An 11936-nucleotide genomic window follows, 5' to 3' on the forward strand; every position below is an offset into this window, starting at 1 on the left:
TAGCAGCTTCGTTAGCCCGAATTACGCATGCCGGCGGCGATACCGGCAATACTGACCATCAGCGCGCGGCTGATCATCGGGTTTACCCGCTCGGGTTGATGACGTACCCGGTGTAACAGTTCAGCCTGCAGAATATGCAGCGGGTCAACATAGGTATTGCGCAGCATTATCGATTCACGGATCCAGCTCTCTTTTGCCATTAAGGTATCGCTGTGAATCAGCTTGAGCAGCAAATCACGGTCTGCTGTCAGCTGGGCTCGTAGTTCCTGCCCCAGGTGTTTCAGCTCGTCGGGCACCAGCACCTTGTCATAGTAAGCAGCGATGTCGACGTCGGCTTTTAAAAACACCATTTCCAGCATTGACATCCGGGTGGCGAAAAACGGCCACTGCTGCTGCATTTCGTCCAGCAGCGCGGTGTTATGCTGCTGTGCTACTTTCGCCAGGGCAGAACCGGCGCCCAGCCAGGCCGGCAACATTAAGCGGTTTTGTGACCAGGCAAATTGCCAAGGTATCGCCCGCAGGCTCTCCACGCCACCGGTAGGGTTGCGCTTGGCAGGCCGGCTACCCAATGGCAACTGGCCCAGTTCCTGCTCAGGTGTGGCGGCCCGAAAATAGCCAACAAAGTCTTTATTATGCCGCACCACGGCCCGATAGGCTTCGCACGAGTCATCGGCCAGCTGCTGCATCAGCTCACGCCAGCTTTGCTTCGGTACCGGTGGTGGCAACAATAAACCTTCCAGTACAGCACTGGCATACAATGCCAGGCTGCGTTCGGCCAGTTTTGGCAGGCCAAACTTAAAGCGGATCATTTCACCCTGCTCGGTTACCCGCAAACCGCCGGCCAGCGAACCGGGTGGCTGCGATAATATCGCGGCATGGGCCGGGCCGCCGCCGCGGCCAATAGTGCCGCCGCGGCCATGAAATAAGGTCAGTTGCACCTTGGCCTGCTGACAAATGGCCACTAAGGCTTCCTGGGCACTGTACTGCGCCCAGGCGGCGGCAAAGACGCCTGCGTCTTTGGCCGAGTCAGAGTAACCAATCATCACTTCCTGCTTACCGTTAATATAACCCCGGTACCAATCGATACTGAGCAGGCGCTGCATGCACTCCGGTGCATTCTGTAAATCGCTCAGCGTTTCAAACAATGGTGCCACCGGCATCGGGAAACTGATACCGGCTTCTTTTAGCAGCAATTGCACCGCTAATACGTCAGACGGTTTACCTGCCATCGAAATGACGTAGGTACTGAGTGCTTCACTACCATGACGGGCGACAATATCGCAGGTATCCAGTACTTCCTGCACCTCTGCTGACGGCTGCCAGTGTTTTGGAAATAACGGCCGGCGGTTGGCCAGCTCAGTCAGTAAAAAGGCCTGGCGGGCGCTTTCGTCCCAGGCACTGTAATCACCCAGGCCCAGATGCTGGGTTAATTCGGCCAATACCTGAGCATGCCGGCCAGCGTCCTGGCGGATATCCAGCTTTAGCAGGGTTAAGCCAAAGGCATAAGCGCGGCGAAGGGTGTCCAGCAAGCGGCCATTGGCAATCACGGCCATACCGCAGTCGAGCAATGACTGGTAACACAGCTGCAACGGCTCAAGTAATTGCTGATTGTGCCAGATTAAATTGTCTGGCCGCTGCAGCCGCTCATGCTTCAGCGCTTCGGTTAACCAGTCACGGCTGCGCAGCAGGCCCGCCCGTAACTGGTTCAACACCATGCGATAAGGTTCATTGGCGTCGCCGGCAACCTGACGCAGTTGCTCATTAGCCTGATGCATCGACAATTCGCTGCTGAGAAAGTCTAAATCAGCGGCAAATAAATCGGCCGCTTTCCAGCGGCTTAACAGCAACACCTGGCGGGTCACTTTGGCGGTAACAAAGGGGTTACCGTCACGGTCGCCTCCCATCCAGGAAGAAAATTTCACCGGCGCCGCGTCCACTGCCAAACCAGTGCCGGTAGCGCTTAACAGTTTCTGATCCAGTTCCCGCAAAAAGTCCGGAATCGCCTGCCACAATGAGCTTTCAATCACCGCAAAGCCCGATTTCGCCTCATCGACCGGGGTGGGCCGCTGCTCACGAATTTCGTTGGTATGCCAGGCCTGAGCGATCAGCTCACTTAACCGCAGTTCGACTTTTTGCTGCTGAGCGGCGCTTAACTCCTGTTCCAGCTCAGTTAAGCAGGCGGCAATTTCGGTCAGCTTGTGAATAAGGGTACGGCGCGATACTTCGGTCGGGTGGGCAGTTAATACCAGCTCAATTGATAAATTGGCGACCGCTTGCTTTACTTTGCCATCATCCAGCTTTTTATCCTGCAGCAGGCTGAACAGCTCCTGCAGCGGCTCGGGCTTTTCAATACTGGCATGGCCTATCCGGCTGATAGTGTGATGTTGCTCGGCCAAGTTGGCCAGGTTTAAAAACTGGGCAAAGGCACGCGCCACCGGCAGTAACTCATCGTCGCTTAAGCTGCGCAGTACTTGCTTCAGCTTATCGGCCTGCAATTCCTCGCCCTGGCGGGCCGCTTTCGCCAGCCCCCGGATTTGCTCTACCCGCTCCAGCACAGCGTCGCCCAGTTGCTGCCGGATCGTCTCACCCAGTTGGGTACCCAGCAGGCCAACATTGGTTTTTAGTGCAGCATAATGGTCCATTTCAGCTTCTCTGTTGTTGAATAAGTATCATCGATAAGCTCACCCTAGCCTGTTATCAATTGGTACTCAACTCTGACAGGTTACAAAAACAACAACAGAATTGGTAAGACCAAATTACCAAACACTGAAAATTTGACGAGACAAATTTGATTGCTGTACTCCAATCGACAGTGCAGAATGAACGTTGCAAAGTGAAAATAATGAAAAACTGAGATCACTGCAGACATGGAAGTGAAATGCGCAACGTAAAATTAGCAGGATTAATTGGCATCGGCTTGTCAGCGGCAATACTTTTTTCCTGCCTGCAGCCAGCATCATCATTAGCAGAGCTTCAGATTAAAGCTCAGTTGCTGTTTAAAAAAACCATTCTGTTTCTAACGCTCCCCGAAGTCTCAGCAGGTATTGAGCTTAGTCGATTAACAGCTGACCGCTATCAAACTCTGGTTGCCACCACTTCACAGCAGTTGCAGCGCCAGTTGGATGCACAATTACAGGCTGCAAAACATGCAGATTCTGATACTGAGGCAAATTTGTATCTGGAAAAAGCGTTATCTTTAGAACAGAAAAGTGCCATAGCTTTAGAAAGCTCTGGCGCCCTGCTTTTTAGCAGAGCTATGCTTCGGCTTCATTTGCAACAATATCAACAGGCCATCGATTTGCTAATGGCCTCTATCGATAAATTTGATCAGTCGGAATCAGAGCAACTGTTAAAGGGAGACGCTCTGAACCATATTTGTAGGCTACAAACAGATCAGGGACTTATTAAGTCGGCTATACAATGGTGTGAACAATTTACCCGCTGGACCAGGCAGTCGGAGCTTGCCACGCAAAATCAGCAAAGCAACGCATTAGACTTAATGGCAAATCTAAAACGCAACTCTGGATTAGCCGAACAAGCAAGAGATTTATACCTTGAATCAATTCAACTGCGTCGTCAATTCTTAGAAGGGCCTGACCTCAGTCTGGCAAATAGTCTACAGGGGCTAGCTGCCGCCTACACTGAGCTGCATCAATTTTTTTTGGCTGAAAAAGCCTTGCTTGAAGCCCTACATATTCTCAACACACATCTGGCAACCACTGCTATTGAGCAAAGTCAGCTACTACACAACATTGCAGAAAATCAGAAAGCACAGGGCAAATACGAGCAGGCATTCGACTATGCTGAACAAGCGCGAGCACTGCTGGAAAACTCAACGCTACGCGATGAAGGTCTGATGGGCGCGATTTATAACCAGATAGGTTCGCTGGCACAAGATCTGACACGATATGACGCTGCTGAGAAATATTATTTGTCGTCGTTAAACAGCTTTCAATCACTTTTTAAACATGATCATCCGAACACTGCCGCGGTATTAAACAACCTTGGCTCACTGTATTCACATATAGAAGATTACGAAAAGTCAAAAGTTTACTATCAAAAAGCACTACTAATGCGCAAAGCAGTTTATGGTGAAGCTCATATAGATGTGATTGTCACTGAGCAAAATCTAGCTCTTGTTTACCAGAATATGGACGATATGCCGGCAGCTATCAATTTGTTTGAGAGCAGCCTGGCCAGCATGAGTGCTTTGGCAGGCCCAAACCATCCGCATGTCAGTGTTATTGCGGTAAATTTGGGCAGAGCATACTCAACGCTGGGTGATCCCCGGGCTGAAACATTACTGAGAAATGCTTTGGTAGCGCAACAAAGCCAACTCGGAGCCTACCACCCGCAGCTTTTGCCAACGCTATACGGTTTAGCACAACATTATCGACAGCAACAACAGTTTACCGAAGCCGAAATGCTTTACTTGCGCGCCCTTAAAATCGCTGAAGCTTCTTTACCCGAACTACATCCCGATATCGCCGCCTGTTTATACAGTTTGGCCAAGTTGTATCAACTCAGTGGAAATTACCCGGCAGCAGAAGAGTTTTATAAAAAGGAACTGGCTATCCTGCAGCAAATTAATAGTTCACCACAGGAAATTCGTGGCACGCTAAAACGCTTAGTCCAAGTGCTGGAAGCTGCCGGAAAAACCAGCGAGGCACAACAAATTAATCAGAAGTTGCAATAAAAAAACCCGCCATCAAGGCGGGTTTTGGTTACGCAACCCCTATTGTTCAGGGGTTACTCAACAATTATCTCAAACAAACCACGCATATTGGCTTTGGCGGTATCTGAACGTAGCACCGCAGGCTTTGCTTCACGCTCAGCCGGATTACGCTCTCCAAAACCGATGGTTTTAAAGCGGTTCGCTGCGATGCCCTCGCTCACCAGAAAGGTTTTAATTGACTCGGCCCGGCGCTCACTCAGTGCCTGGTTATACTCTGCGGTGCCACTGGCCGAGGTGTAACCAGCAATCCGTACCTTAGCGTTGGGGTTGGCTTGCAGGGTACGCACGTGCTGGCGCAAAATAACTTTGGTATCGGCATTTAACTCTGCGGTATCAAAATTAAAGTGGACATCTTCCAGCACCAGCACTTCAGCTGCTGCTACCACAGGCGAGGGTTGCTTAGCAGGCACTGCTGCAGGTGATGCAGGCTCAGGCGCCACTGTTGCCGCGTAGCGTTGCTGATTGTGGCCAAACCGATACACCAGCCCTAATGAATACAGGTCAATGTCACCATCGTTTCCTACTAAATCATCTACCCGATATCGCTCTGCCTCCAACCGCACCGTAAACGCGGCAGAAATGTCATACTGCAAACCCAGACCAAACTTATGTTGGGTGTCATTGTCCTGCTGGTTATAACGCGCGGTGCTAATTAAACCATTGCTGCTAAAGCGGGTTTTAGTGTCATTTTGGGTAACACCAATCCGGCCAAACGCTGAGAAACGGTCAGTAAATGGCAAAATGCCAACCACGTCCAGGTTCCAGCCCTGCAGCTTAAGATTGCCGCCAAACTGAGTTTCCGGTTCCGTAGCCGCCTGAAAGCCAAAAGCACCGAGGTCAAAAAAGCCGCCTTCCAGTGCCAGATAACGCCCAAACTGATAGCCCAGATAAATTTTATAACCTTCAGTACTCGCGTCGGTGGCGATGGCATTAACCCCGAAGCCATTACTTTCCAGACTGGCCCTGATGGCAGCACTATCAATACTGGCTTCAGATTTACCGATATTCATCCCCGCAGACCAACCATTTTCTTGATAGTTGCTGTAGTCAGCAGTCTGGGCACTAACAGCCATCGTCGCCGGTAAACAACCAGCGGCAATCAGGATGACAAGCACCCGGTTTAACTTTGTAAAATTTTTCATATCATTATCCATTTATCCTGGTAACAAGCCTTATTCAGGCTTAGTTACCATATTGGCATCCAGGGTGACTTGCTCGGTCACGGAGAACAAACGACCGGTTATTTCAGCCCCGGTACCCAGGTTGATTTGTGGCCAGGCAAAAACATTACCGGCAAAACTGGTATTGCTACCGAACACCGTAGCCCCACCGGTGCGCCAGTACACATTGCTGGCCTGTGCACCACCGGTCAGGATCAGGTTGCCGCCAGGTGCGCCCGTGGTAAAGGTACCGCCAATGACAAAGATAAATACCGAATCAGGGTCGCCCTGCGCATCTAACGTCAGGTCGCCCTGCTGAATAATGACATTGCCCGCATTGCGGTATACGCCGCGGGTCATCACCAAACCGCCCAGTTCCGAAGGCAGTACCTGGGTAGCGGCCGCCGGGTTAGGATCGGCTGCAAGAAAGGTCGCTGCTACGCCCAGATCAGTACGAACCTGGTTAATAAAGGCCACCATAGAGGCATAAGGTGCAGGTACTACGTAAGGTGGAGTAGTATCATCCGGCGCAAAAGAGATGCCGTTAGTTAGCTCGGCAAACTCACCTGCCACCGGGCCTGGGGTAAAGCCAGCATAGGCGGTACGTGCTAAATCGAGAATGGCCATATCACCGTCGCTAATGGCAGAGCCCGCAGTAGTGGTTATGGCCTGACTGGCAATGATAATAAAGCGCTGTAACTCGCCCATCACTGGTGCCTGTGGATTGTCGGCTAGCGCGGCATTAACCGTTAGTTCTGCACTGCCTTGTATTGTGTTCAGTGTTGCGACAATATCGGCCATCCCCGGTGACATTGCTGTCGCCAGACCGCTGTTAGCCTGGCCGCTGGCGTTCATTACGGCAACTGTGGTATCAGCAGATGTCCAGCTAACTGCGGTGGTGATATTGGCGCTGCTGCCATCGCTGTAGGTGCCGGTAGCGGTAAATTGCGCCGTGTCGTTTGCTAACACTGTTGCCGACGCCGGACTAACTGTAATAGCTGTCAGCGTGGCACTATTAACGGTAAGCGTAGTGCTGCCGTCTATTCCGGCATAACTGGCCTGAATTAACGCCATCCCTGTTGATATCGCCGTAGCCAGGCCGCTGGTCGCGGTTTGACTGGCATTCATAGTGGCCACTTCTACCGTATCCGATGTCCAGTTGGCGGTGCTGGTTAAATCGGCCGTGCTGCCATCACTAAAGGTACCAATGGCATTAAACTGGCGGCTTAAACCTGCCAGTACCGTCGGATTTTCCGGGGTGACGCTTATGCTGGCTAAGTTGGCCGCAGTTACTGACAGCGTGGCGGCACCGATGATGTCGTTACCAGAGGTGTTTGCGCCTGAGCCATTGGCTACGGTAGCGCTAATTTGCACTACGCCTGCTGCCTGCCCGGTGGCTAAGCCACTAATTGAGCTACCACTGCTATTAAGCGTGGCAATGTCATTGTCAGCCGATGCCCACAGCACGCTGGCAGTGATATTTACCGTTGAGCCATCGGCATATATACCGGTTGCGGTAAATTGCCGGCTTACGTCCACGGCAACTGAGCTGGTTAGCGGTGTGACACTGATTGACAGCAGGTTGGTGGCCCGCACTGTCAGCGTTGCTTCAGCCGTAATGTCTGCGATACTGGCGCTAATTTGCACCGTTCCGGCAGCAACGCCGCTAATCAGGCCACTGCTACTGGTCATACTGGCATTGGGTAAAGCAACTGTATTATCTGACGATACCCAGTCTACCTGCGAGGTCAGATTGGCTGATGAGCCATCGGAATATACCCCTGTGGCAGTAAATTGCAGGTTCTGGCCAACAATCACTCCGCCGTTCGCAGGCGTCACCAAAATTCCGGTTAAGGCTGCTGTTACCGTCAGGGTGGTCTCAGCTGACTTACCCCCTAAAGTTGCACTGATTTGGCTGCTACCTGCGCTGATGCCTGTTGCCAGACCATGGGCTGCATTGTCGCTGTCGCCCGGGCTATTAGTAATGGTAGCAATATCCGGCGCACTGGATGTCCAGCTTACCCGGTTACTTATATCCAGCGCTGTACCATTGGCGTAAGTACCGGTGGCAGTAAACTGCTGGTTTTCACCTTCAGCAATGGTTGGGTTAACCGATGCAACCTCGATAGATATCAGGCCCTCTATCGGATCGGGTCCGAGAATTGGATCCTGGTTGCCCACGTTGCACGCGGCAAGACTCGTTAATATCAGCAGGCTGAATAACCACCTGCAACTTCTGCTAATTAACTTTTTCTGGTACCCGACCATAATGTGTATCCTTTATCGTTTTATGCACCTGCATAAAACATTTGTAAGCTGCCCAGCTTGTACCACTGCTAACCGACGCTATCTATGCGGTACCACACTTATAGCTTTTTATATATTGTCATTGCTGATGGCACTGGGCAGAAAGACAAAGCTTGGTATACTGTTGCCAGATTAATGTCAGGAACACTAGTGATGACCACAGCAGAGAATACCCAGCCGAAACCGGTGAAGCAGAAAAAATCCGGCTTTTTAAGCAATATGATTTTTAATATTGTGATCCCGGCGGTTATTCTCAGCCGTTTTAGTGGCGAAGACGCTCTGGGCCCGGTATGGGGCGTGGTGGTGGCGCTGGCCTTTCCATTACTGTTCGGCCTGTGGGAGCTGCTGCAATCGGGTAAAGTTAACTTTTACTCCATACTGGGGATTATCAGCGTGCTGCTGACCGGCGGCATCAGCTTATTGCAGCTTGACCCGGCATATATTGCAATTAAAGAAGCGATGATCCCGGCAATTATCGGCGTTATCGTCCTGATAAGCCAATACACGCCCTTTCCGCTGGTGAAAAAGCTGCTGATTAACCCCGATTTACTGGATACCGACAAGTTATATCGGGCCTTAGCTGAGCAGGCAAACCGCCAGCTGTTTGAACAACGGGTCGCCCGCGCTGGCTATATCGTCGCGTCGGCGTTTTTTGTCTCCGCTGTGCTGAATTATGTGCTGGCTAAAGCTATCGTTATCAGCCAGCCCGGCACCACAGCTTATGCCGAAGAGCTGGGCCGGATGACCTGGCTCAGCTATCCGGTAATAGTGTTGCCGGTCATGGTCATGCTGATGGGCGCCATTATTTATATGTTTGCCCAGATTGGTAAACTGACCAAGCAGCCACTGGAAGCGTTTATTCTGCCGTAGGTTTTTTTAACTCGCTGCGAAGCATCTGCAGCTCTTGTTGTAATTGCTGCATTTGCAACAACAGCTGCTGCTGGGTAGCCTGCTCCGCATCGTGCTCTTGCTGATGCTCTTCGTCATGCATGCTTTGTACGGCATTGACGATAACGGCAATAAACAGGTTAAGCATGGTAAAGGTGGCGATAAGAATAAAGGGCACAAAGAATGCCCAGGCATAGGGGAACTCCGCAATAACCGGCCGGGCGATGCCCATCGACCAGCTTTCCAAAGTCATGATCTGAAACAGGGTGTATAACGATGCCCCGAGACTGCCAAACCAGTCGGGAAAAGCTTCGCCAAATAGTTTAGTAACCATCACTGCCGCTACGTAATAGATTAGCGCCAGCACCATGGCGATAGACAGCATGCCATTTAAAGACTTAATTAAGGCGCCAACAATTTTGCGCATTGACGGTACAAAGGTCAGCACCCGTAACACCCGCAATACCCGCAGCGCCCGCAATACTGCGAATGGCCCACTGGCCGGCACCAGCGCAATACCCACTACAATAAAATCGAAAATACTCCAGCCATCTTTAAAAAAGGCCAGCCGATGGACATAAATTCGCAGGGCAATTTCCAGCACAAACACGGCCAGAATAATTTTATCAAACAGCAACAGCGCGGGACCTGCAGCCTGCATTATCGCTGCGGAGGTTTCCAGCCCAAGAATTAAAGCATTAATTAAAATCAGCGCCAGCAAGCTACGCTGGACACTGGTGCGCTGCAAAAAATGACCAACTTTATGCCGCAACGGGCTGACACCGGGGAAGCTGTTACTACTCATACTGCACCTCAGAATTACATTGGCGCTATTGTATGTCAGCCGGGCAACAGATCAATCGATTAAACGTGCAGACAAATAAAATATCATCGCCCAGGCCCGGCAGTGGTGCCGGGCCAGACCATTAAAGCTGTAAGCCAAAAATCTGAATGACACCTACCGCGATCAGGTAAATAGCTACAACATAATTTAGGATCTTTGGCCGGATCAGGATCAGAATACCGGCAATGATGGAGAGTACGGGAATAAGGTCTAGGTGCAGAGTCATAATCTTGTCCTTTGATGATGAAGCCCAGCCGGTTAAGAGTGGGTTAAGAGTGAATAAAGCAAAAGCATTGTGCGACCTGGCGGGGTTTATAGCAATTGATTTAGAAAACCAGCTAAGGGCGCAGGCATGCAGTGGTAATGGCAAACAAGACAAAACTTGCAAGACAATAAAAGGTTACATAAGCTTAACCACTATATTTCAACAGATAAGCACCATTAACCTTAAATTCTTTTAGCAACCTAATGCACAAGGGAACTTGCGGTGAGAGATAGCTTAGCCTGGCTGGGAAAGCGGGAAAAAACATTCTGGATGTGGCTGGCGTTAGTCGCAATGGCACTTTGGCTATTTATGGCCATTGCCGTGGAAGTTGTCGCCGGTGATGGCTTTATGCTGGATGAAAGAATTCTGCTGTCGATGCGAACTGCTGACAATCTGGCAGTGACTGTTGGCCCTGCCTGGTTACAACAGGTAGCGCAAGATATTACTGCGCTGGGGGGGAATGCCGTGTTATCGTTGGTCAGCATCTGGGTAATGCTTTTTCTGTGCCTGATTAATAAAGGCCGGCTGGCACTGGTAGTGCTACTGGCAACGGGCGGGGCGTTGCTGGCCAGTCTGTTATTGAAAAGTGGTTTTGATCGGCCCCGGCCCGATTTGGTCCAGCACGCGACAATGGTTTATACCTCAAGCTTTCCCAGCAGCCACTCCATGTTAGCAGCCAGCGCTTATCTTACTATGGGAGCACTGTTGGCCCAGTCACAGAGTCGCCGTCGCGTTAAAGCGCTGATTATTATTAGCTCAGTGCTCCTAACCCTGTTAATTGGAATTAGCCGCATTTACCTTGGCGTACACTGGCCGACCGATGTCGTGGCCGGCTGGGCCGCCGGTGCGGTTTGGGCTGTAAGTTGCTTTTTTCTGGCGCGTCAGTTTACCCGCAGAACCCATGCAAACGACTAAACAAAGGGAAACATAATGGTTAAGTTAAGTAGCCCCAAACCCTGGGCCAAAATGGGCTACGCAGCCCGGGGCCTCATTTATCTGACCATCGGGCTATTGGCGTTTTTCTCTGCAATGGGCTGGCAGGGCGAACAAACCGGCAGCAAAGGTGCCATTTTAAACCTTAAGACTCAGCCGTTCGGAGAGCTGCTGTTAGTGGTTTTGGTGGTAGGCCTGTTTGGCTATATTATCTGGCGATTTATTCAGGGCATAACGGATACCGATAATCACGGCTATTCCGTTAAAGGGCTGGCGATCAGAAGTGGGCTCATTATTAGTGCCGTGTCGCACAGCGTACTGGTGTACTGGGTGATTAAACTGCTGCTGTATCAGACCGATGATGACTCAGGAAAATCGGCTTCGGCAACGGCATCTGAATATCTGAATTCAGACAGTGTCACCGTGCTCTTTGCCCTGATAGGTGTTGCGGTAGTGGTCGTTGGTATTGCCCACTTAATTAAAGGCTTCAGATCCGGCTTTAAAAAATACATCAATTTTCCGGCCGATAAAAAGCAGTGGCTTGTGCCAATCTGTAAATTCGGCCTGATTTCCAGGGGCGTGGTGTGGTGCATTATTGGCTGGATTATATTGCGCTCAACATTCTTCGCCGGCAGCAGTGATCAGAAAGGCGTCAACGAAGCATTTGAGTGGCTCAGCTCCGCGCCTTATGGGAGTTGGCTTATTATTATTGTATCGATAGGCTTATTCGCGTTCGGTGTCTACAGCTTTATCGAGTCACTTTATCGTCGGATTGAATCGTAACTCAGGCTTTGCCACTAAGGA

9 protein-coding genes are annotated in these 11936 nt (G+C 50.8%); 4 read left to right on the plus strand and 5 right to left on the minus strand.

The genetic code is table 11. The annotated features are described in order from the left end of the window. Positions 1 to 11 precede the first annotated feature (11 nt). Positions 12 to 2642, minus strand: coding sequence for a phosphoenolpyruvate carboxylase (gene ppc, locus KG631_RS03195; RefSeq protein ID WP_213995187.1), 2631 nt, complete (start codon positions 2640 to 2642; stop codon positions 12 to 14). 236 nt (positions 2643 to 2878) lie between these two features. On the opposite strand from ppc, the gene KG631_RS03200 reads away from it, so the two are divergent. Beyond that, positions 2879 to 4696 (plus strand): tetratricopeptide repeat protein, encoded by a 1818-nt coding sequence (locus tag KG631_RS03200; protein WP_213995188.1) that lies wholly within the window; start codon positions 2879 to 2881, stop codon positions 4694 to 4696. Positions 4697 to 4749: 53 nt separating this feature from the next. Here the strand turns inward: KG631_RS03200 and KG631_RS03205 are convergent, their stop codons facing one another. Both KG631_RS03205 and KG631_RS03210 read right to left on the minus strand, forming a co-directional pair. Further along, a complete protein-coding gene (locus KG631_RS03205; RefSeq protein WP_213995189.1) occupies positions 4750 to 5877 on the minus strand; it encodes an OmpA family protein in 1128 nt (375 codons plus the stop codon). Positions 5878 to 5907: 30 nt separating this feature from the next. After that, positions 5908 to 8076, minus strand: coding sequence for an ice-binding family protein (locus tag KG631_RS03210; RefSeq protein WP_365868109.1), 2169 nt, complete (start codon positions 8074 to 8076; stop codon positions 5908 to 5910). A 279-nt stretch (positions 8077 to 8355) separates the two neighbouring features. On the opposite strand from KG631_RS03210, the gene KG631_RS03215 reads away from it, so the two are divergent. After that, positions 8356 to 9072, plus strand: coding sequence for a VC0807 family protein (locus tag KG631_RS03215; RefSeq protein WP_213995191.1), 717 nt, complete (start codon positions 8356 to 8358; stop codon positions 9070 to 9072). On the opposite strand, the gene KG631_RS03220 is transcribed toward KG631_RS03215, so the two are convergent. Then, on the minus strand, positions 9059 to 9895 hold the full coding sequence (locus KG631_RS03220; RefSeq protein WP_213995192.1) for an ion transporter: 837 nt from the start codon (positions 9893 to 9895) through the stop codon (positions 9059 to 9061). The two genes, KG631_RS03215 and KG631_RS03220, sit on opposite strands and share 14 nt — an antisense overlap. Before the next feature lie 121 nt (positions 9896 to 10016). Beyond that, the gene (locus KG631_RS03225) at positions 10017 to 10160 is read right to left on the minus strand and encodes a DUF3096 domain-containing protein (RefSeq protein WP_213995193.1); all 144 of its coding nucleotides are present in this window, start codon (positions 10158 to 10160) and stop codon (positions 10017 to 10019) included. Positions 10161 to 10421: 261 nt separating this feature from the next. Here KG631_RS03225 and KG631_RS19150 point away from each other — a divergent pair, with 261 nt between their 5' ends. Both KG631_RS19150 and KG631_RS03235 read left to right on the plus strand, forming a co-directional pair. After that, a complete protein-coding gene (locus KG631_RS19150) occupies positions 10422 to 11114 on the plus strand; it encodes a phosphatase PAP2 family protein (RefSeq protein ID WP_213995194.1) in 693 nt (230 codons plus the stop codon). Positions 11115 to 11129: 15 nt separating this feature from the next. Next, a complete protein-coding gene (locus KG631_RS03235; protein WP_213995195.1) occupies positions 11130 to 11915 on the plus strand; it encodes a DUF1206 domain-containing protein in 786 nt (261 codons plus the stop codon). The last annotated feature ends 21 nt before the right edge of the window (positions 11916 to 11936 follow it).

The organism is Arsukibacterium sp. (assembly GCF_018402695.1).
GTDB lineage: Bacteria > Pseudomonadota > Gammaproteobacteria > Enterobacterales > Alteromonadaceae > Alishewanella.

Coding starts and splice junctions, on each gene's coding strand:
- KG631_RS03205 (WP_213995189.1), bottom strand. CDS start 5,877: ATGAAAAATTTTACAAAGTTAAACCGGGTGCTTGTCATCCTGATTGCC.
- KG631_RS03215 (WP_213995191.1), top strand. CDS start 8,356: ATGACCACAGCAGAGAATACCCAGCCGAAACCGGTGAAGCAGAAAAAA.
- KG631_RS03220 (WP_213995192.1), bottom strand. CDS start 9,895: ATGAGTAGTAACAGCTTCCCCGGTGTCAGCCCGTTGCGGCATAAAGTT.
- ppc (WP_213995187.1), bottom strand. CDS start 2,642: ATGGACCATTATGCTGCACTAAAAACCAATGTTGGCCTGCTGGGTACC.
- KG631_RS03225 (WP_213995193.1), bottom strand. CDS start 10,160: ATGACTCTGCACCTAGACCTTATTCCCGTACTCTCCATCATTGCCGGT.
- KG631_RS03235 (WP_213995195.1), top strand. CDS start 11,130: ATGGTTAAGTTAAGTAGCCCCAAACCCTGGGCCAAAATGGGCTACGCA.
- KG631_RS03200 (WP_213995188.1), top strand. CDS start 2,879: ATGCGCAACGTAAAATTAGCAGGATTAATTGGCATCGGCTTGTCAGCG.